Annotated in this window: 22 protein-coding genes; 8 read left to right on the top strand and 14 right to left on the bottom strand. The window is 34.3% G+C overall.

Going from position 1 to position 19,723, the window contains the following annotated elements:
* Nucleotides 1-3 precede the first annotated feature (3 nt).
* Nucleotides 4-639: a LysE family translocator gene (locus DK441_RS25390; RefSeq protein WP_109853344.1), complete on the bottom strand. Its 636-nt coding sequence runs from the start codon at nucleotides 637-639 to the stop codon at nucleotides 4-6.
* A gap of 62 nt (nucleotides 640-701) precedes the next feature.
* On the opposite strand from DK441_RS25390, the gene DK441_RS25385 reads away from it, so the two are divergent.
* Nucleotides 702-1,214: an Lrp/AsnC family transcriptional regulator gene (locus DK441_RS25385; protein ID WP_109853343.1), complete on the top strand. Its 513-nt coding sequence runs from the start codon at nucleotides 702-704 to the stop codon at nucleotides 1,212-1,214.
* Here the strand turns inward: DK441_RS25385 and DK441_RS25380 are convergent.
* The 3 genes from DK441_RS25380 to DK441_RS25370 all read right to left on the bottom strand — a co-directional run bounded on the left by DK441_RS25380 (nucleotide 1,211) and on the right by DK441_RS25370 (nucleotide 5,534).
* On the bottom strand, nucleotides 1,211-3,595 hold the full coding sequence (locus DK441_RS25380; RefSeq protein ID WP_109853342.1) for a TonB-dependent receptor domain-containing protein: 2,385 nt from the start codon (nucleotides 3,593-3,595) through the stop codon (nucleotides 1,211-1,213). The genes DK441_RS25385 and DK441_RS25380 overlap by 4 nt on opposite strands.
* Nucleotides 3,596-3,743: 148 nt before the next feature.
* A complete protein-coding gene (locus tag DK441_RS25375; RefSeq protein WP_109853341.1) occupies nucleotides 3,744-4,886 on the bottom strand; it encodes an AraC family transcriptional regulator in 1,143 nt (380 codons plus the stop codon).
* Between the two features lie 87 nt (nucleotides 4,887-4,973).
* Nucleotides 4,974-5,534 (bottom strand): Crp/Fnr family transcriptional regulator, encoded by a 561-nt coding sequence (locus tag DK441_RS25370; protein ID WP_109853340.1) that lies wholly within the window; start codon nucleotides 5,532-5,534, stop codon nucleotides 4,974-4,976.
* Between the two features lie 333 nt (nucleotides 5,535-5,867).
* On the opposite strand from DK441_RS25370, the gene DK441_RS25365 reads away from it, so the two are divergent.
* The 3 genes from DK441_RS25365 to DK441_RS25355 are packed head-to-tail and all read left to right on the top strand — an operon-like array spanning nucleotide 5,868 to nucleotide 7,720.
* A complete protein-coding gene (locus DK441_RS25365; protein ID WP_109853339.1) occupies nucleotides 5,868-6,770 on the top strand; it encodes a GlcNAc-transferase family protein in 903 nt (300 codons plus the stop codon).
* A complete protein-coding gene (locus DK441_RS25360) occupies nucleotides 6,751-7,347 on the top strand; it encodes a 2OG-Fe(II) oxygenase (RefSeq protein WP_109853338.1) in 597 nt (198 codons plus the stop codon). The genes DK441_RS25365 and DK441_RS25360 overlap by 20 nt, the downstream gene beginning before the upstream one ends.
* A gap of 22 nt (nucleotides 7,348-7,369) precedes the next feature.
* Nucleotides 7,370-7,720, top strand: a complete 351-nt coding sequence (locus DK441_RS25355; RefSeq protein WP_160112282.1) for a hypothetical protein — start codon at nucleotides 7,370-7,372, stop codon at nucleotides 7,718-7,720.
* 118 nt (nucleotides 7,721-7,838) lie between these two features.
* Here DK441_RS25355 and DK441_RS25350 read toward each other — a convergent pair whose 3' ends face one another.
* The 5 genes from DK441_RS25350 to DK441_RS25330 all read right to left on the bottom strand — a co-directional run bounded on the left by DK441_RS25350 (nucleotide 7,839) and on the right by DK441_RS25330 (nucleotide 12,654).
* Nucleotides 7,839-8,474, bottom strand: coding sequence for a hypothetical protein (locus tag DK441_RS25350; RefSeq protein WP_235015835.1), 636 nt, complete (start codon nucleotides 8,472-8,474; stop codon nucleotides 7,839-7,841).
* Nucleotides 8,475-8,485: 11 nt separating this feature from the next.
* Nucleotides 8,486-8,995 carry a DinB family protein gene (locus DK441_RS25345; protein WP_109853336.1) on the bottom strand — a complete coding sequence of 170 codons (510 nt, stop codon included), beginning with the start codon at nucleotides 8,993-8,995 and terminating at the stop codon, nucleotides 8,486-8,488.
* Nucleotides 8,996-9,012: 17 nt separating this feature from the next.
* Nucleotides 9,013-10,011, bottom strand: coding sequence for an NAD(P)-dependent alcohol dehydrogenase (locus DK441_RS25340; protein WP_235015834.1), 999 nt, complete (start codon nucleotides 10,009-10,011; stop codon nucleotides 9,013-9,015).
* Between the two features lie 241 nt (nucleotides 10,012-10,252).
* On the bottom strand, nucleotides 10,253-12,079 hold the full coding sequence (locus tag DK441_RS25335) for a serine hydrolase (RefSeq protein WP_109853335.1): 1,827 nt from the start codon (nucleotides 12,077-12,079) through the stop codon (nucleotides 10,253-10,255).
* A 131-nt stretch (nucleotides 12,080-12,210) separates the two neighbouring features.
* Nucleotides 12,211-12,654 (bottom strand): GNAT family N-acetyltransferase, encoded by a 444-nt coding sequence (locus DK441_RS25330; RefSeq protein WP_160112281.1) that lies wholly within the window; start codon nucleotides 12,652-12,654, stop codon nucleotides 12,211-12,213.
* A 474-nt stretch (nucleotides 12,655-13,128) separates the two neighbouring features.
* Here DK441_RS25330 and DK441_RS25325 point away from each other — a divergent pair, with 474 nt between their 5' ends.
* Both DK441_RS25325 and DK441_RS25320 read left to right on the top strand, forming a co-directional pair.
* Nucleotides 13,129-13,368 (top strand): HTH domain-containing protein, encoded by a 240-nt coding sequence (locus DK441_RS25325; RefSeq protein ID WP_109853333.1) that lies wholly within the window; start codon nucleotides 13,129-13,131, stop codon nucleotides 13,366-13,368.
* 107 nt (nucleotides 13,369-13,475) lie between these two features.
* Nucleotides 13,476-14,147 (top strand): DUF2293 domain-containing protein, encoded by a 672-nt coding sequence (locus DK441_RS25320; RefSeq protein WP_109853332.1) that lies wholly within the window; start codon nucleotides 13,476-13,478, stop codon nucleotides 14,145-14,147.
* Nucleotides 14,148-14,235: 88 nt separating this feature from the next.
* Here the strand turns inward: DK441_RS25320 and DK441_RS25315 are convergent, their stop codons facing one another.
* Nucleotides 14,236-14,742 carry a hypothetical protein gene (locus tag DK441_RS25315; RefSeq protein ID WP_109853331.1) on the bottom strand — a complete coding sequence of 169 codons (507 nt, stop codon included), beginning with the start codon at nucleotides 14,740-14,742 and terminating at the stop codon, nucleotides 14,236-14,238.
* Between the two features lie 573 nt (nucleotides 14,743-15,315).
* Here DK441_RS25315 and DK441_RS25310 point away from each other — a divergent pair.
* On the top strand, nucleotides 15,316-15,765 hold the full coding sequence (locus DK441_RS25310) for a hypothetical protein (RefSeq protein ID WP_074406084.1): 450 nt from the start codon (nucleotides 15,316-15,318) through the stop codon (nucleotides 15,763-15,765).
* A 44-nt stretch (nucleotides 15,766-15,809) separates the two neighbouring features.
* On the opposite strand, the gene DK441_RS25305 is transcribed toward DK441_RS25310, so the two are convergent.
* Nucleotides 15,810-16,490 (bottom strand): sterol desaturase family protein, encoded by a 681-nt coding sequence (locus DK441_RS25305; protein ID WP_160112280.1) that lies wholly within the window; start codon nucleotides 16,488-16,490, stop codon nucleotides 15,810-15,812.
* Between the two features lie 300 nt (nucleotides 16,491-16,790).
* Here DK441_RS25305 and DK441_RS25300 point away from each other — a divergent pair, with 300 nt between their 5' ends.
* The gene (locus DK441_RS25300; protein ID WP_109853329.1) at nucleotides 16,791-16,970 is read left to right on the top strand and encodes a hypothetical protein; all 180 of its coding nucleotides are present in this window, start codon (nucleotides 16,791-16,793) and stop codon (nucleotides 16,968-16,970) included.
* Between the two features lie 295 nt (nucleotides 16,971-17,265).
* Here the strand turns inward: DK441_RS25300 and DK441_RS25295 are convergent, their stop codons facing one another.
* From DK441_RS25295 to DK441_RS25285, 3 genes are all read right to left on the bottom strand, one after another.
* Nucleotides 17,266-18,609: a hypothetical protein gene (locus DK441_RS25295; RefSeq protein WP_109853328.1), complete on the bottom strand. Its 1,344-nt coding sequence runs from the start codon at nucleotides 18,607-18,609 to the stop codon at nucleotides 17,266-17,268.
* Between the two features lie 276 nt (nucleotides 18,610-18,885).
* Nucleotides 18,886-19,176, bottom strand: coding sequence for a hypothetical protein (locus tag DK441_RS25290; RefSeq protein WP_109853327.1), 291 nt, complete (start codon nucleotides 19,174-19,176; stop codon nucleotides 18,886-18,888).
* 29 nt (nucleotides 19,177-19,205) lie between these two features.
* A complete protein-coding gene (locus DK441_RS25285; RefSeq protein WP_109853326.1) occupies nucleotides 19,206-19,709 on the bottom strand; it encodes a thermonuclease family protein in 504 nt (167 codons plus the stop codon).
* Nucleotides 19,710-19,723 lie beyond the last annotated feature (14 nt).

The following is a 19,723-nucleotide window of genomic DNA, read 5'->3' as shown; positions in this document are numbered from 1 at the left end:
GTATTATTTTTTACTTAAGGCTAATTTGATTCCTAGTAAAATAAAGAGAACCCCAGTAGTTTTATCCATCCAAAACTTCACTTTACTGTTCTCTCTGATCTTGTTAGCGAACTTAGCAGAAAAGAAAGCCAGTATCATGCACCATATTGTACCTGTAGTCACAAAAGTTAACCCCAGAATTAAGAAAGGGATGGCATTTTTAGCGTAATCCGGATTAATAAATTGTGGTAAGAACGCCAAAAAAAAGAGTGCAACTTTTGGATTAAGTAGGTTGGTTAAAACCCCCGAGATATATACTTTTTTGTAGTTTTTTGCTGTTTCTTTTTCTTTAATTACTTCAGCAATAGCTGTTGATTTTGTTAATAATGATTTAATTCCTAAATACATTAGGTAAGCAGCACCAGCATATTTAACGATACTAAATGCAGTAGCAGATTTTGCTAATAGAATAGATAACCCAAGTGCTGCAAAAATACAATGTAAAAGAGCTCCCGAAGAAATCCCAAGAGCAGAAATCACTCCAGATTTTTTTCCTTGCGAAATGCTACGTCCTAAAATATATATAGTATCTGCTCCAGGCGTGAGGTTAAGCAGTATTCCTGCTAAAATAAAGGTTCCAAAATTAAGAATGCCAAACATAGGATTGTATTAGATTTTGATTCAAAATTATACCAAACAAAGGAGACCTAGAAAACAAATCATTGGTTTATCTTTGTTTTTTCTGGAGAATATATCCTAATTATAAACAAAAACCGACGATTATAGTGAAAGACGATTTAGACTGGAAGATTTTAGAGCTCTTACAGGAAAATGCACGTTTGCCATTTGCACACATAGGTAGAGTAGTGGGGCTTTCTCCATCTGCCGTGGCAGAGCGTGTACAACGTTTGGAAGATACAGAAGTGATCACAGGATATACGACACAGGTAAACCCTGCTAAACTAGGATGGTCTCTTTCTGCATTCATTATGATGAGTGTAAATAGAATCAATTTTCAGTCGTTTACCGATGCACTGGATGCGGATGCGTATCCTGAAATGGTAGAATGCACCAGAGTCACCGGTAAAGACTGTTTAATTATGAAGTTTCATGTAAAGGACAGTAAACATCTTGAAGAAGTCATCAATCGTTTAGCGCAACATGGAGATCCAACAACATTATTGATTTTGAATGAGCTGATGAAAAATGGTGCGATAGGAAGATATACTCATTAGTTACTTCTATTTCTTTCCTCATCATTTCCAAAACCTCTTTGCTTACCTTTTATCTTATTATTTCCAAACGTGTAGGATAGTGATATTCTGGCAAATCGAGGACTATAATTTTGGGCATATACTGTTTCTATACCATTTACTACAGAGGCTAATCTACTATAACTCGATGTATCTAATATATCATTTACCAATACCGAAAGTTGTAGTTTATCCTTAAACATGCTTTGTTTTAGTGCTAAATTAAGATTGTAGGTTTCACTAATATCAAACAAGTTTGCTTTATGCGGAGAATTATATACAAAGTTAAGCTGCAATTTGGTGGTTTTACTTAATGTAAAGGTATTGTTCGTAGATAGATAAAGCTGAAACCCATCCTCGGCATTAGCGTTTATAGCATCATCAATCACAGTTTTGTATCCAAGAACATATACCTGGTTCTGGCTTTTCCACCAGGGTAGTGTGCTAAATGAGAAGGTTTCACCAATTCCCCAATTATAACTTTTATAATAGTTTTCTCGTATTACTGCCTGTACTTCGGTCTCCTGATCTGCTGTAAAAATAGTACCAAAACCATCAGTGGTAATATTAAGGAAAGCATTGGTAGTTAATGTATTATTGTAGGTATGGTTAAATTCGAAAGTGTCTGTAAATGATGGTTGTAAAAATGGATTTCCTTCAGAGAAACTATTGCTATTAACATATATTCTGAATGGATTTAAATTTCTAAAACCTGGTCGGTTAATACGTCTTCCGTAATTAAGCGAAAATATGTTATTATCATTTTTTTGATACGATATATAGGCTGTCGGAAAAAACTTTAAGTATTCGTTTGTATTGGTTTGGTTTAGGGTTTCTGAGAAGCCTTCTGTAAGTGTGTTTTCTACTCGTAACCCCAGTTGAAACTCCCATTTGTCATTGATCTTCTTAGAAGCATTTACATATAATGCCTGAATATTTTCTGTGTATTCAAATTGGTTGGAAGATATAGGGTCAAAAACCGGAGTACCAGTCTCTGTTGTAAAGTTTTGTAATCCATTTATGGTTTTGATAAAACTAAGTTTACCACCATATGATAAATTAACAGAAGGAAAAGGGTGCTCGACATCTATTTTTGCACTAAAATTATCAATACGTTGATCCGATAGATTCATAGCGGCATAGTTAATCCCAACAAATTCACCGTTTGGTAATAACGTATTTACTACATTGTCTTGTTTCAGAGTATTATCATAATCAAAATAATCAATATCAAAAGAAATCTTTCTGTCCAGGGTATCTAATGTAGTAATCATATGTAGGTTATACAGGTGGCTTTTTACCTTTCTATCAAAAAAACCTGTATTATCCAATATAGAATCCAGTTGGTTGGTTACATTAAAAATTTGAGTAGTTGATTGTACAGTATTATCGGGAGTATTTTGATTACCCAGGTATTGTGCACCTACGATTATATTATCGGTAATGTCATAATCTATTGATAAACGACCTGATATATTGTCTTTATTTGCTTTATTATCCATATCCAACACCCATGGACCATTAGGGTAATAGACATCTACTTCTTCGATTTCTCTATTATTTCCTTTAGTACCATTAGCAGTTACAGAAAATCGTAGTTTGTTTTTGTTGTAGAAAAAGTTGTTACGAAGCGTAGTAAAATTGTATGTATTCTGATTGTAAGCCAGAGTAGTGGTATTTTTCCATGAGTTACGTGCTCCTTTTTTGTAAACAATATTAATAAGTCCACCATTTCCGGCAGCTTCATATTTGGCTGGTGGGTTCGTAATGATTTCTATTTTCTTAATATCACTTGCTGCTATAGCATTTAAAAAATCTATCAGTTCTTCTCCAGATAGCTGCAATATCCTTCCGTCTACCATTACACGCGATGCACCTCTACCAATCATACTCAAGGTATTATTCTGAACCGTAACCCCCGGTGCTATCTTAAGGGCATCTAAAGCATCTCCACCACTGGCTGCAATACTATTTTCTACATTAAACACCAAACGATCGGGTTTACGTTCAATTACTTTTTTGGTTTTGGTAATCACCACTTCGTCAAGACTGGTAGTACTACTTTCGAGGGTAATAGTACCTAAATCTACGGTGTTATTTAATACAATGTCTTTTTGCCATTCGGTATATCCCATAAAACGTATTGCTAGTGTATAAGTTCCTTCTTTTGCAGATATTATAAAGTTTCCGTTTTCATCAGTAATTGCTCCCGTAATTACTGCTCCATCAGATCCTGGAGTTGATAAAATAACATTAGCAAAAGCTATGGTTTCTGTTTTACTAATTACCGTTCCTTTGATTTCTAGTTGAGAAAAGCATAAGAAGGGACATAAAAACAATAAAGAAATAAAAATAGATCGCATCACAATTTTATATTTAAGATTAATTATGAAGCAAATATCATTTTTGAACACAACCTGTGCGACCGATTAAAATAATCGAACGCTTTTGATCACCAAAAATGAGTTCGACTTTTTACAACCAAACGTTCGACTTTTTACAAATACCTGATTATGAGTTGTTTTTTCTGTATTGAGTAGGGGTGGTGCCAGCGTATTTTTTAAAAGAAGTATTGAAAGAAGATTTAGAATTAAAACCTACTTCGTATAAGATTTCGAGAACAGTTAGCTGTTTTTTGGCAGGATCTTTTAAAATATCCATCGCATGTTGTATACGATATTCATTTACAAAATCGAAAAAGTGCTGATCCAGGTGATGGTTGATCAGAATCGATACTTCTCTAACGGGTAGTTGCAGATCATCTGCCAAGTTTTGTATCGTAAGTGTGGGATTCAGATAAGGTTTTTGGTCGATCATATACGCTTTTAATTGCTGTATTTGATCTTGAATTCCTTTATCATCTGGAAGATCGATCACTGTTTCATTTTTTGTGATCATATTTTCTACTGGGAGGAGTTTAGAATCGATTCCTCTAAAAATTCCAGGATCATACAATGCTTTTAAAATTAACCAACATATAAAACACAGGACCAGAAACACAACAATAATCCTGGCAATATTTATGGTTTGAAAATCATCATTATAATATTTAAATATTGTTTTAGAAGTAGTGACCACAAAGATAACAGCAGAAATAACGTTTAACTGAAACAACCATTTATGTTTTGCCGTGGTTGCATTAGAATAGTTTTCCAGCATTACCTTCTTAGATTTTTTTAAGATGACAAAAATAGCAACGATATATACTATAACCTGAATATGACCAATGATTAGTGAGAATAAAGATTCTGGAGTATCTATATAGTTATTCAAAAATGAATATCTGGCTTCTGGGCTTGCTAAATAAAACCTGGGTAAAAATACTACAGTACTCATTACAAATGGAAGGCCATGTAACAGATGTTTTGGTTTCAGCTTAAAATCTATATAGATAACCGATAAGACAAAAAGATAAAGTACCGGACTAGAGAAAAGTGGAAGATCCATTCGTAGCATCTCCAGCACAAGAGGCATATCTATAAATCTATGATAGAAAAAAGAGCTGATATCGATAGCTACAAGAATAAGAAAAGCAGCAATAAGCCGATTACTGGTTTTGTTTTTTGTTTTTACAGTTAGTAAGAAGATGGCAAAAAGCGATGATATAAAAACAATCATCAGGCTTATAATGCTAAGAATAGCGTAGTTATCCATTTAATAATTTAATACTTGTGTTTACCTTTAATGATACATTGGTTTCTATACAGGATTCTCATAATTTCACCAAATATACTAACTATATTAAGATATCTCATGTAGCGCTCTATTAAGACTGCGTAGTGTTATTCCTAAATAATCAGCTATATCTTGTTTAGAAAAAGCCATAGCTTCATCAGAAGAAAATTTCATTAATTTTTTGAGGTTATATGCAATAGGGTATGACTGTTGTTGGGATGCTCTAATCGCAGTATCTCTTACTTTATTGGCTAATGCTTTTAAAAGTAATAAATTAAGTTTTGGGTGATTTTCTAGTAGGGTATAGAAATTTTTAGCATCAATCTCATATCCCTTAACTTCTGTTATTGCTTCTGCATTACAAAAGCTAATAATATCATTAAAAATTTCTAATTCTCCAAGGATTTCACCAGTGCTAAAAAACTCCTGGATAAAATCTCTACCATTATCCTCGTTTACGTAACATTTTACTACACCACTTTTTATGATAAAGATAGAGGGTACATATTTTCCCTGAATAATAATTTTTTCTTTTGACATAAATTTCTTCTCTTTTACCATAGTACTTATAGAAGACTCTGATAGTTGTGAAAAGAAATCTAATAATTCTTGATTGATCCTAATCATTTGAAAAATGCTTAAACAAACCGTCTTTTTGAGTTAAAAAATGATGCACTTGCAATATACTAAAGAAGTAGTATGATTGAATAGATATTTTGATTCAATTATAGATTCTAAATCTGATCTCAAAAGTCGGGCTAACCCATCTTAATAAGAGCATACCACTACTTTAATCTCTCCTAGGTTACATCTCATTAGATCATACCTAAAAAGGGTAAATCACTGACTATTAATAGGTAAATCCCCCTTTTTTGAGAGGCGAACCCATTGTATCTTGATGAAAATTTAGTTGTATAGATAAGTATAACGATACAACATACAACTAAAAAGAACATAATAATGCTCGAAAAGATATACATACAAATACCAGCATACCGGGATAAAGAGCTGTCTAACACAGTGATTGATCTTAACAAAAAGGCTAAACATCCCGAGAGACTAAGAATCGTAATTGCATGGCAACATGGAAATAAAGAACAACTTAAAAAAGAAGTTTTTGATTACGGTAATGTCGAAATTCTTGATATTCACTATAAAGACAGTAAAGGTTGTAACTGGGCGCGTAATTTACTCCAGAAACAATGGAAAAATGAAGCTTATACTTTATATCTGGATTCTCATCATAGGTTTGTAAAAGACTGGGATGAGGAAACTATAAAAATGTTTAAAGCCTTAAAAGATGAAGGTATAAAAAAACCAATTATCACAGCATATCTCCCTTCTTATGATCCCGAAAACGAACCTGGTGGAAGAATGAAATACCCTCTTAAAATCTATCCTTTAGAACGAGATAAAGGACTTCTCACTAAATTAACAAGCTATCCTATTCCACATTGGAAAAAAATTAAAAAACCACTTGTTGCACAATTCATCTCATTACACTTTTTGTTTGCCGATGGGTTCTTTAATAAAGAAATTCATTTTGATCCAGAGATCTACTTTTTTGGAGACGAGGTATTAACCAGTCTTAGGGCATATACGTATGGATATGATTTATTTCACCCTCATATTATTTTAGGGTGGCATTTATACGATAGAAAAACAAGAACACCACATTGGGATGATCATACCTCATGGTATGAACAGGAGGAGATATCTTATAATAAAATGAAAATAATCTATACAACAAACATGACTTCTAATACTATACTTGGTCCTGATAGGAAAGTGATTGAGTATGAAAAACATATTGATCTTAAGTTGTATGATAATGGTATAGAAAATGAAGCAATCTGTAGCTGAAATATTAGAAAAAGATAAAATCGTATGTATTGATGATTTTGTACCTGCATCGATGTGTACGACAATATTAGAAGAACTCGAATATTCTTTTTGGAAACATAGTACGGTAATAGACCCAAGGATACATAAGAGTCATCTTAGTAACACCCGGATTAGTAAAAGTGCAGACCAGGAGTTATTTACAGATACACTTATAGGGGTGGTAAAGAAAATAGAGGAAGATATTACGGCATTATTTGATGTAAACTTAAATAAACTAGAGCAATGGCAAGCCACAAAATATGCCAAACACGGTAAGTTTGATTATCACTATGACAGTGGGGCCTGGGGAGAGCATTATGCAGGAGAACGAAAGAAAACCTATTTGTTATACCTCAATAGACCTAAAAAAGGAGGAGCTACACATTTCAAAAATTTAGATATCAAAGTCAAACCAAAACAAGGAAGGTTATTGGTCTGGGATAATTTGCTGCCAGACGGAAATTGTAATTATAATATGTTGCATGCAGGATTACCCATTATTAATGGTAAAAAAACAACATTGGTTACCTGGGAAAGACAAAAAGCAATACGATAAAAACTCTAAAATTGAAACGCATATGACAAAAAAAATCAAAAATTTAAAAGCCGAAGGTTCTAAACTATCTCATATACGAGACAAGAACCTTATTGTTTCTGTAAAGAACCAGGAGAAAATTATAAAGGATGTTATAAAAAAGCATGGACCCATTATTGATCTTGAAAAAGACCCACAATTACTAATAGATATCTTAGTTAAATTTAGACCTCAGTTTTATGGACCTGATGGAGGGTTACCACCGGGAGGAGTACCAGATCCACCGCCACCTCCAGGTCCAGATTCGTACAGAGCAATTGAAAATGTTCATCTTATGAAAGAAATTTTAAAACTGAATAAGAAAATGAGTAGTATAAAAAAACGACTCAAGTAATTTTTTTAAAAAGAATGTATTAGTATCAGACCGAGCTTTTCTAAACCTATATAACCATCAAAATAAGTAAACAAACTTCCAGGAAGGCCCGGTTTGATCAATTCGTTTTTGAAATGTATTATTGTGAGGTATTCTCTTTGGGATAATACATTCGTTTTCTTTTTAGTCCTATGATTAATCCGACTATACCAACCAGAAAACAAACTCCTGCCCAAAAGAAAGGGGCATAACCGTCAACCAGTAATCTATAGATAAAAGTGAACAGGAATAGGGCGATCCCAGTTATTTCCCAGATTTTATCTTTTTCAAACCTTTTCTTTTTATCAAATATAGGAGGGAGGTTGATTATAACCTTTAGCGCATTCCAATCCCATATAATCAGTAGCATATTTGCGAATAGCATTAACCCTGTAATTACAGGCGTGTAGGCAAAGTAATAGGATAAGGTAATTATAAATATATTGGCGATTATAGGTAGATTAAGTAGTGCTCCCAGTTTAGCATACCTTTGGGTCATGAGTAAACCTCCTGCGATGAGTTGGCCAATGCCAATAAATTTCCAATATACCCCAGATTGATACATGGTTTCAAAAAAATGCCAGGCAGTATCAATAGGCTCCGATGCTCCGCTTACAGATGTAAATCGTTTCCCTTTGATTTTGATAAGACTGGCAAAAACAAATGCTCCACCGATCATATATCGGGTATAAATGATAAAAATCTGTACCCATAGTTTTTCCTTAATGCTATTCATGATCCATTGTTTTATTTCATCTTTAATTCTTCAATAGCAGCGATGTGATGGTCATCGTGTTCTGCAACAAAAAGAAACAGATCCATAGTACGCATTGGTGTTTTTAATCTGGGGTGTAATGCATGTTTATAGATTTCCTTTTCGGTAAGTTGATAAAGTTGGTTTACAGTTATCGAACGAATATCAGAGAACTCACGAAGTAAATCATTACTATCTCTAAGGTTATGTTGTGCAAAATCTGTTTTTTGGTTTTGCAGATCGGCAGGTCTCAATTCTATTTTGTCGGTTAAAATATCATTGAGCCTTCCTTGCCAGATAGGTTCTAAATCGATCAGATGACCCATGTTTTCCTGTATCGACCATTTTCCGTTTCTTTTATGGATTAATTGTTCTTTTGTAAGAGAATCGATCGTATTTGCAAGAATAGAGGGAGCTTCTTCCAATCTTTTGAGTAGTAAAGGAAAGATGTTTTCTTCGAAAGAGAAGTCAAACTTTCGATCAAACCATTTTTCTCGTTTCATATATTTGTTCTTTTAATTTAGGCTTCAGATGTGATGATTATTTTTCCAAGTACAAGTCCTTCTCCAAAATACTGAAATGCTTCAATGGCTTCAGACAATGGATAACATCTATCAATAATCGGTACTACTTTTCCGGCATCACGTAGTTTCAGCATATGACCGATATCTTCTTTATTCTGTTTATGCATCAGGAGTCCCATTTTCTTAGTAGTGATTTTGGAGATTAAGGGACCGCAAAAGAGAACTTGTAAAAGTCTACGCATAGAACCACCTGCCATAACATATGCTCCTTTAGGTTTTAAAATACGCTTAAAGTCAAAAATCGAACGACGCCCCACAATATCAAAAATCAAGTCGTATTGTTGTTTGTTTTTAGTAAAATCTTCTTTGGTATAATCAATAACATGATCTGCACCGATTGATCTCATCAAGTCTAGTTTTCTGGCGCTGTCTACTCCAGTCACTTCGGCACCCAAGGATTTGGCGATCTGTATCGCAAATGTACCTGCACCGCCACCAGCACCATTAATCAAAACTTGTTGTCCGGGTTTAATCTCTCCATTATAGCGAAGTCCTTGTAGTGCAACAACACCAGCCTGGGGTATAGCAGATGCTTCTTCAAATGTCATATGCTCAGGTTTTGACAATAATGAATCTTCGTGAACACATACATATTCTGCAAAACCTCCCCACTGTTCAAATATATCTGCAAAAACGGTATCACCAGGCCTAAATTTACTAACGCCTTTACCAATACTAACAACTTGCCCGGCAATATCAGAACCTAGAATATGATATTTGGGTTTTAGGAGCCCCCAGATACGGGCAAAGAAAGGTTTTCCTCTCAGGAGTTCCCAATCTGATGAGTTGATAGCAGTTGCCCGAATTTTGACCAACACTTCATTTTCTTTGGGAATAGGTACTGGAATTTCTTTAAAAGTAAGTACATCAGACGTACCATATTTGTGATACATCAGGGCTTTCATTTGAGTATCCTTTTCTATACTATACCCCATGCGTATTTATGATTTAGGATTGGTGTGTATGTATAGGACGATTACCTCTGGGTATTGTTACAATGCCCAGAGGTAATCGGTTAGTTTTCGACACTGCTTCGACACTTCGACAGGCCTGTCCTGAGTTTATCGAAGGGCTCAGTGTAAACAAGCTCAGTGTGACAACTTAGTGTGGCATGTTTTTGATTGCACCTATCACTAGTTCAAGAATAGTGTTGTAATAGGTAGATAATCAAAATCTTTATTCGACTTGATTTTGTTTTTTCTGCTCTATTTCCTTGATCATGTTTAAGGCATTCGTATTTTTCTCATTGAGGCTATACGATTTTTTGTAGTTCTCAATGGCCAGATCCAGTTCTCCGATTTTCATACAGGCTTCAGCATAACTGTCATATACATTAAAACTTTCTGGATAGAGTAGCATATTAACTTTAAATATATCTTGTGCTAATTTTAAGTTTTCGGCACCCATAAAACGATATCCTAATCGGTTTAGATTATTTTCTGAAACCGCAGGATCATCTGCATTGGTTTTCATTATTTCCTGATAGGCTATCAGGCCTTCTTCAAAATTACCTTCTTCAAGGAATTCAAAAGGAATTTTTTCATCTTCTTTCATCAATACGAGGGTAGATTCCACTGTTTTTTTCATAGGATGTATGAGTAACATATTCAGTTGCCCACTTTCTGTATCGGTTGTAAACTGAATGGGTTGGTTGTTTTCTCTACTAATATACGTGCTATCAGATACTTTAAATAAAGCTACCGGCTCTGCGCCCAGATCTTTTCTGAATAGCTGATTATTAGTGTGGTATACATTGATGAGGTTGTTATTCCCTAAACTATATCGACCACTAATTTCCTCAAGCTGAGCAACGTCCATTTCTATTTTTTCATATGTTGGTACAAAACCATCCCACGAATAGGAAAGTGCTACCGATCGAATCAATTCTGAAATAAAATCAGGATGATTAGAGTTGGTTAATACGACTACTCCATATCCTTTATCTTTATGCGCTATCATTTCACTAGAGAACCCTTCGTCCCAACCCCCGTGGCCAAAATAAATTTCGTCTTCCATTTTGTTTATAAAGATGCCCAATCCACTAAAATCTTCTACAAACGGAGTTAGCATTTTGGTAGTCATATCCTGGGATAATGCAGCTTTGCTTTCTCCTTTTAATGTCTGTTGTATATTAACTGCAAATTTAGCCAGGTCCTCTGCGGTAGTCCATAATCCTGCTGCAGCCATTTCTGGATAGGTATGTCGTTTCCCTTTGGTCATAGAACCATCAGGCAGGTAACCGGTTGCAGCCATTTTTAATTGTTCACTTTGTAAAGGTTGATCATATGTACTATTACTCATTTGTAAAGGTTGCAATACCAATTCATTCATAAGCTGCGGAAATGGCTTTTGAGCAACATCGATCATCATTTGTTGCATCAATGTATATCCTCCTCCAGAGTACCGAAAACTCTTTTCTGGGATTTTGTCTACAAAGATAGCTCCAGAATTAGCCGGAGATTCCCCATTTAATACCTGTACAAGAGTAGGTACAGGCAAATCAGGACTGTATCCTAAAAAACCATGTACGGTTAATCCTCCAGAATGATTAAGAAGGTGCTTAAGGGCAACTTTCTTTTCTTTAGTAAATTCACTGTCTGGTAATTTCCAGGATTGTAAATAGGTATTTACATCTTTGTCGAGATCAATTTTACCTTGTTCTACAAGTGTTAATGCCCCATATGCTGCTACAGGTTTACTAATTGATCCGGCCTGAAAAAGCGTTTGATCCGTGACAGGAGATTTAGTTTCCTTGTCTGTGATACCATAGCTCTTTATCCAATCGATCTTATAATCTTTAATAACAGCAATGCTTACTCCCGGAACCCCGTAATGTTTCATACGTTCTTCTATAGTCCATGTCGAATCCCCCTTGATATATACCGGATGACTAAGATTGGTTTCTACCAGCTTTACATGATCTGGTGCAACGACTGCTTCCGGAGTAGTAGAACAAGAAATAAAAAAAGAAAGAACAGGGAAAAGAAATATGAGTTTTTTCATGATGATTTTGATTGTTGTGTGGTTTGATTGATGATTCTATTTGATTCGGATAAAGTTAGTAAAAATAGTATAGGTAGTTGGTATGATAATCATACATTTCCTTAAAACAAGACTTAGAGTAAAAAGGAGTGTTATTTATCTTTTTTTAGCTCAAAATTAATAAGAACAATAGGATCTTTGTCTTCTATCCCTCCTGCAGCGGCATAGGCTTTTCTTGCAGCTATATTAGAATGTTCTGTTGCCAGCCAGGCTTCTTCACAATCTAATTGTTTTGCATATTCACATAAATACCTGGTGACTTTGCGTCCGATTCCTCTATTATGATATTCATCCAGTACAGAGACTTCATCGATAAAGAATACAGGATCTTTATCGGGGTGAACATAATGAAATCCTGAAGCCATTCCTACAATTTGTGCACCATCATAGGCTAGTACCATGTGGTGTCTTGGATCCTTTAAAAATTCTTTGGCCCGATTTGTTTTTATGGGGTAATCAAACAAGGCATCTCCCACCTGCACCATTGCAGAGAGATCAGCTTCGGTAGCCAGTTTTAGTACTATGTGTTCTACCATGTTGACAATATATGTTGCTACCAATGTACCATTTTTTTGAGTACAGGAGCTTCTTTTTTTCTTACAAATCAAAAACTTAACATTAGGCATTTCTTGTTACTTATGATATAATATATATAGACCAAAAATGAGTTCCCTCATCAAAAAGGGGAGTTCCCTCATTTATGATTTTATTGATATCGTCTATATGATATTTTTAAGTATAACTTAAACCCGGATTATGCAGTAGAAAATCTATTACGCCTTGAAACTGCTTCAAAATAGTTCTACTGCATAATCCGGGTTAAAACAACTCACCATGAAAAATTCAACACACTACAGTAGTACAATTCATCAATCTTTTTTCTCAATACTGTGCTTATATAGGACATGAGTCAGTAGTCATATCACGACAACATAGTTTAGCATAACAATCTCACTGTTACAGAAAGGGAAAGGATTGTTATTAGGTATAACATATAAAGAGAAACGTATATGGATTGTATGATCAAACATATCAAAATCATAGAACGAATGGATCAGCTTATTCGTTTACAAGCCACCGGATCACCAGAAAAATTTGCACAACGATTAGGGATTTCAAAAACTAAACTTTATCGAATGATTAAACTCATGAGAGCATTAAATGCTCCGATCGAGTACGGCACAACTATTCAAAGTTATGTATATACAGAAGTAGTTGGATTTACTTTTGGATTTTATAGCAGAAGATGAAAATAATCATAATGAGTATACATAAGGAGGAGTAAATATACGTGATGTTTTGAGGTGAATTCAATACTAAAAAATGTATTTTCGCCTTCTTTTAAAACAATTGATATTTGGCTACAACCTCTCAGAATATATTTTTAACGAAGAAAGAAAAACTTCGATGTATACAATGTGGTAAACGAATTCTTGTAGGGAAATCATTTGTCGCAGAAAGCGAAAAGCACAAAGGAACCTGTTTTAGTTGTTCTCCGTTTGGTGGGTATGTATTGTTACCGCCAGGAGATGCTGCAATGACCCGTAGATCTAAAAAACATTCTACCTTGTGCGGAGTAGTTTGGGCATGGAACCAGCGTCGAAAGCGTTATGAGCGACAAGGACAATTGGTCGAAGAAATCGCAATAGAGAAAGCAAAAATAGAATGTCAGAAAGATCAGGATATTCGTGCAGAAAAAAATAGAAAAGCAGCTATAGTACGAGAACAACAAGACAGAGAATATATTATTAATTTCGCCATCGCTATCAGAAGACGATATCCTAATTGTCCAGCAAAAAGAGAGTTTGATATAGCAAAACACGCATGCGAGAAATATAGTGGTAGAGTAGGACGTACAGCCAATGCTAAGGAGTTTGATGATAAAATGATTGATCTTGCAGTAGAAGCTCATATACGACATGCCGAAACTAATTATGACGATCAGTTTGGTAAAGGGAAACGTAAAAAAGAAATCCGAAAAGAAGTACGATCAGATATCAATCAGGTATTAAAACACTGGAAAAAGTAGCGTTCAAAAGTGAGACATGACTATAGGACAAATAAAAAGCAGACTTCACGTAGAAGCCTGCTTCTTTACCATCGATACTATGAATTCTCTATCTGTATACTGTGTAAGCTATTACACAAGAATTGCTTTCTCTTTCATTACATGTCCAAAATACAATGTCGGCACTAATAAAAGCAGCTCCTGCAGAACTGGTTAATTGGTCTACGTGTGCCTGTAGATCATCTTGATAGTGATCTAAATTGATATCTCCATCACCATCAACATAATAGATCATACTTTTGTAGTGTGTAGAAACAGCTCCTGTTGGTGGCCATACACGAGGATACGTAGTACATTCTTTTACATAACGTTCGAACTCTGATGAAGCATCCTCGCTACATCCTTCATCTCCGTGAAGTGTACAATTAGCCTTAGCTTGACCAGGAACAAGTTTACTTAATTCCTGTTCTGTAGCCTGACGATATTCTACAGTACCCACTAGTTCTAAATATGGATTAGTCTTAACAATTTCTAGTTCTTCTGTATCAGTTTCACAAGAGGTAAGTAGTACAAGGAATACTAATAGACTTGATAAGATTTTTGAGTGTAATTTCATTTTATATTATTTATTGGTTAATGCTTCTACTAAATAACTAATTATCTGTCTGATACTATTCGATTTGTGTTTTAAGAATATGTGAAGAAACCAATTCAATTTACAGGGAAATTTCACCTATTTGTAATGATAAATTAACAAGTAAATAATGTACCGTATTTTGAAGAAAATATTTAGACTAAACATTTGATGGCCAGCAGTAGTACTATATAAAGTTGTGTTTATACAGAAACGGTAGGGTTTATTTTTTGGTTTTATATTAGAAGACACAAATAATTATAATGAGTATAAATAAGGGTAAATATGCAGCTCGTTTTTTCAGATTGCAGATTAATTATTATATTATGGCTGTTGTATATTTAGGGAACACTATAAAAAGAATTACTACGGGTATGTTATTTCAATAATTGGAAGCAATACGTATTTCGAAATGCTTAGCACAGCAAGGCTGTTGAGCCCTTCCTTCGCATAGAATGATAAGGATTTTTATCAAAAAGAGTATCTAAACACACAACTGGCACAACAACTTATATAATGTGACGTTTAAAGGGGCTTAAAATATATACACATAGTATGGGATATATAAAGGATTCTCCTTTCTACAAGGATGCGATACACGAATTTAATTTTTCTAGCGGTAATTATTACCTGTTTGATACTTTTGTAGTTGCAGAGATTAACGAAGGAGTACTATTTACCTGGGAGGATCATGCCAAACCCATTACCGAAGAGTTTGCTCATCTGTATGATAATAACGGAGAAGATATTGTATATATATCTAATCGTGTGAATTTATATTCTGTGAAACCTAGTGATTGGGTTAAGTTTTTTAGAAATGGATATAAACTTAGAGGGTATGGGGTGGTAAGTTATACCTCGAGGGGAATTTTTAATTCTCTGATAGAAAAGCTCTTTATGAGGAATAGCTTCCAGAGTTTTGATAACCTTAGTGATGCCATTTCCTGGGCAAAACAACTTGCTCAAAATACAGAAATGGATTCTGAAAATGAGAAAAGTGCATAAGCATACATTTTCTTTTCTTACTCGAGAATACAGAAATTGATAAATTAGTTACGATCTGCACTATAATACGTGCCAAAAATCCTATCCCAGATCACGGTATAAAATCCAAAATTGTATTTGGAGTATTCGTGATGATTTCTATGAAAAATATTATTACCAAATAGTACAACTCGGGTATTCGAAGATGTATTTAGATGTGATACTACTCCGATCAACCAATTAAAGAATAGAAAGAAAATAAAGCTATAGAAATTAAGAGAGATTACAAATGGAAGCAGGGTGAGTATACAACCAAAAAGAATAGCTTCAAGAGGATGCATCACATAGAGGCTAATTTCATTAAAACTATGGTGTTCATGATGTTTTTCATGTGCTAACGTAAATGGCCAAACATAGTGAGAGGCATAATGAAATATATACATTACAAAATCAACAACCACAAAGAGTAGTATAAAATCCCGTATAAGATTAGTATTGGTAAACGTAATGTTGGAGTTGATAAAGAGCAGATATCCGGGAATTGCAACGAGTACATTAATCATCATAATTACAATAGATAAGGTAATGTCTTTCTTTTCGATGGGTAACTTTTGATGTCGATAAAAAGATGACCAAAGGTAGCTAATCAGGATGGTGCATAAGAACATCGCTATATTTGCGATAAACAGTAGTCCCCAAAAATAGAAGGGATTATACAGTTTATGAAGATGATCTATAGTTTGCAATAGTAATACTTGTAGTTGATGTACAAATTTAGTGGAATTTTGATTGACTTAGAAGTATTTGTCCAGTAACCTAGGACTTCGGCTTCGCTCAGTCCTCGGAATCGTATTTCCTGAGCCTAGTCGAAGGGCTCAGTCCTCGATTTGAATGAAAGAACGACTTCTTCCGAACCCTGAGCTTAGCCGAAGGGATAAACAACCAGACCATTTTATTATCAAAAAATGACAGGAATCATTATTCTGAAACCAAGTGTATTGTATTTTTATCAAAAATCAGGAATATAAATAAAAACAATATCGATTATGGAATTTATGGAAATCAAAGATAAGCAGGGAATTACTCATTATATCAATCCCAGTCATATTTCGGCTATTTGCGAAATAGATGGTGAGTGCAAAATTAACCTCATGGGACAGGAGTATATGATCACTCAGGATACCTTAAAAGAGGTAAAACTGCATCTTACTTCGTTTAGGCATTAGTATCTCTATATTTACCGAACCTTGATTACTACAGAATACCGGGCTTCGAGTGTACTTCGACAAGCTCAGTATGACACCTCAGCCCTCGAAACGAATAAAGCAACGAACTCCACGAACCCCGAGCGTAGTCGAAGGGTGAGCCCTTCGGTAAACTCAGGACAGGCTTGTCGAAGTACACTCGAAGTACTGTCGAAGTGGTGAAGGGTAATTTGAAATACATCCTCTGCACATCAATGTAAAGAGGAAGACACTCCCGATAGTTGGACGCAGCTATCGGGAGTGTTTTTTGTATTCATTATTTCTTTTCCCTGAGAATATTGTAGGTAAGGCCAATAAAATATCCCCATTGTGTTTTTTTGAAAGTTGGGATTTCTTGCCCTATGGGTATATATAGTCCCTGATCATCTTCAGATACAGCTCCAGACAGAACACTAATTCTTGACATAGCTGCTCCAGCACTAATTACAACTTGTTTTTTCTTTCCTAATAAAATACTACCTCCCATGAGATATCGTGTTTCTCCATCAAGAGGGGATATTCCCAATCCTAAGCTTATCCCGGCACTGGTGAAACTCGAGAACTGATAATGTAGATGTGCTAAAGCACCAATAGTAATATCTGCATTGTCTTGATTCTCTCTAATTATAGAATTAGATATAGTATCACGTGCCTTTAAAAAGTATGTATCCTCAATGATATTATTAAAAATAAACCCTGAAGAAAATCCAAGTTTTAATTTGTTTCCTTTGTTATAAAAGTCCAAAGTTTTTTGAACCAGGGTATCTTTAGTAAACCAGTTCACTATAGTTACTTTGGCCTCTAGCACATCCTTATCAGGAGTATAAGATTGATTTGATTTTTTATGATTTGTATAGCTATTGGCTTTAACAATCAATTTCCAATAACGAAGGAACTCTTCTGTATTATACTGACTAGCAATTGTTTCTATTTGTGATTTATAATTCAAAAAATTATTATCAAGTATAACCCCTGCGCTTTTAGCTTCAGCAAGATAATTAGAGAAAAAGGTATTAGCCGATTTTATATAATAAATAGCAGATAGGATATTTTCTTTTAATAGTAATTGATCTTGGAAAAGAATCAGAGGAGTATCGCTTGATTTCCAATTATTAAGAATAATAGTAATTTTATTCCTTATCAGAGCCGAATTTGAAGGATATTTTTGTATTAAATCGTAGAGTAATGAAGTATTTATCCGTAATGTATTCAATCGCTTTTTTTGTTTTTCAGTTTCATCTCTAATTTTTTTATAAAAATTTTCTTTTTTAGAGGTGTCGGCAATAGAATCGTTTTCTTTTACTGTAAGGTTATTCATAATTGATTTTATGCTAAACCCCTCTGTAATATCCGGTAATATAGCTTTTAACGGCTCTGGGATAGGAGATACCAGTTCTTTCGGTGTTGCATTTATGGTTATATCCATATAAGCGGTATTTATCCCAGTTATGTTTATAAAATAGGTTTCATCTGGATGTAAATCCTTAGTAGATATTTTGGATAAAGATCTTTTGTTATCGTCATATTTGATTTCTAAAACCTCTTGGGCAGAAACATGAAATGAAAAGAAACATATGAGTACTCCCCATAAAAAATAAAGCGTGTTCGTTTTGATATACATAAGGTATTGGTTTTTAGTGTATTCAAAAGTAATAGGGGTAGCTATGGGAGGGAATACCCAATAGTAGGTATTTTGTTGGTTTTTAACCGATACTTTGTTGTAAGAACTAGTTACTGCTTTTAATACGTAGGGAACTATATAAATTTAAAAACAGGTTACCTATATAAGGTTGTTGAGAATGGGGATTTCCCGTAACGAGTATGCGATTTAATGAAGAGTCAAGAATTAAAACTCCTTCAACCTTATATTTGATTCAATTACTAGAGTATCATTAATTCAATTATCCCTGCCAGAAGAACTTTCTCTGTGTGTTTCAAAACCACATACCGTTCTCTCGAAGTTTTTGGCTTTTCTAATAGAGACTTTTACAATAGAATCTCTACAGTTTTTTAACCCTGCGCAATCTTTTTTATAATGATAGCGTTTACTACTCATGCTATTACAGATATATACCATTTGTAGGGTTTCTCTAGTATTTTCTTGATTTTTCTCTTCATTTTCTTTTTCTTCCTGGCTATATATAGAGCAGGAGAGAAGCATTGCTATGATGAATAGTATTGTTTTCATGGTGGTGTAGTTTTATATTCATGTATAAATTATTGATGTGTTTTTTTTGAGACTTTTCTTTTACGGAAAAGCCAGGGTTCTATACGTTCTTTTTGAGACCACATTCCTTTTTTAAGAAAACGAGCCTCTTCTTCCAGTGTATTGTAGGTAGTGTCTTTGGAGTATTTTTTAAAATGTAGGGCATATCCATTCGCAACCAGCTGTTTATTAAGTATTTTGTTTTTATACTCTACTACAGCAATAAGTCTTCTATACCGATCAAATTTTCCTTTAGTAATGATCTTTACTTCTTTATCAAAGCAGAAATCTGCAACAAATTGCTTTGCTTTTTGACCAAAAGGTTGTTTTTTCTCAGGGCAATCAATATGCGCTAACCTAATGATGATGGCTTCTTTGTTGTATAACACTTCTATAGTATCCCCATCTTTTATTCCGATAACTTTAGCAAAGAACTCATGAGGGAGTTTTTCTACAGAATCAAATGATAGGCATAGTACTAAAATACATAGATATTTAAAGTAAGTAAGTTTCATTAACTTTATTTTTA

The sequence above is a fragment of the Aquimarina sp. AU58 genome (assembly GCF_900312745.1).
Taxonomy (GTDB): domain Bacteria; phylum Bacteroidota; class Bacteroidia; order Flavobacteriales; family Flavobacteriaceae; genus Aquimarina; species Aquimarina spinulae.
Note: the sequence above shows the minus strand (reverse complement) of the source record. Positions and strands in the feature narration are given on the sequence as shown.

Bases quoted from the DNA above. Each gene is read 5' to 3' on its own strand.
- DK441_RS25390 (WP_109853344.1), bottom strand. From the start codon at position 639: ATGTTTGGCATTCTTAATTTTGGAACCTTTATTTTAGCAGGAATACTG.
- DK441_RS25375 (WP_109853341.1), bottom strand. From the start codon at position 4,886: ATGGATAACTACGCTATTCTTAGCATTATAAGCCTGATGATTGTTTTT.
- DK441_RS25335 (WP_109853335.1), bottom strand. From the start codon at position 12,079: ATGAAAAAACTCATATTTCTTTTCCCTGTTCTTTCTTTTTTTATTTCT.
- DK441_RS25300 (WP_109853329.1), top strand. From the start codon at position 16,791: ATGGAATTTATGGAAATCAAAGATAAGCAGGGAATTACTCATTATATC.
- DK441_RS25365 (WP_109853339.1), top strand. From the start codon at position 5,868: ATGCTCGAAAAGATATACATACAAATACCAGCATACCGGGATAAAGAG.
- DK441_RS25370 (WP_109853340.1), bottom strand. From the start codon at position 5,534: ATGATTAGGATCAATCAAGAATTATTAGATTTCTTTTCACAACTATCA.
- DK441_RS25315 (WP_109853331.1), bottom strand. From the start codon at position 14,742: ATGAAATTACACTCAAAAATCTTATCAAGTCTATTAGTATTCCTTGTA.
- DK441_RS25310 (WP_074406084.1), top strand. From the start codon at position 15,316: ATGGGATATATAAAGGATTCTCCTTTCTACAAGGATGCGATACACGAA.
- DK441_RS25295 (WP_109853328.1), bottom strand. From the start codon at position 18,609: ATGTATATCAAAACGAACACGCTTTATTTTTTATGGGGAGTACTCATA.
- DK441_RS25350 (WP_235015835.1), bottom strand. From the start codon at position 8,474: ATGAATAGCATTAAGGAAAAACTATGGGTACAGATTTTTATCATTTAT.
- DK441_RS25290 (WP_109853327.1), bottom strand. From the start codon at position 19,176: ATGAAAACAATACTATTCATCATAGCAATGCTTCTCTCCTGCTCTATA.
- DK441_RS25340 (WP_235015834.1), bottom strand. From the start codon at position 10,011: ATGGGGTATAGTATAGAAAAGGATACTCAAATGAAAGCCCTGATGTAT.
- DK441_RS25330 (WP_160112281.1), bottom strand. From the start codon at position 12,654: ATGGTAGAACACATAGTACTAAAACTGGCTACCGAAGCTGATCTCTCT.
- DK441_RS25380 (WP_109853342.1), bottom strand. From the start codon at position 3,595: ATGCGATCTATTTTTATTTCTTTATTGTTTTTATGTCCCTTCTTATGC.
- DK441_RS25355 (WP_160112282.1), top strand. From the start codon at position 7,370: ATGACAAAAAAAATCAAAAATTTAAAAGCCGAAGGTTCTAAACTATCT.
- DK441_RS25345 (WP_109853336.1), bottom strand. From the start codon at position 8,995: ATGAAACGAGAAAAATGGTTTGATCGAAAGTTTGACTTCTCTTTCGAA.
- DK441_RS25285 (WP_109853326.1), bottom strand. From the start codon at position 19,709: ATGAAACTTACTTACTTTAAATATCTATGTATTTTAGTACTATGCCTA.
- DK441_RS25360 (WP_109853338.1), top strand. From the start codon at position 6,751: ATGAAGCAATCTGTAGCTGAAATATTAGAAAAAGATAAAATCGTATGT.
- DK441_RS25325 (WP_109853333.1), top strand. From the start codon at position 13,129: ATGGATTGTATGATCAAACATATCAAAATCATAGAACGAATGGATCAG.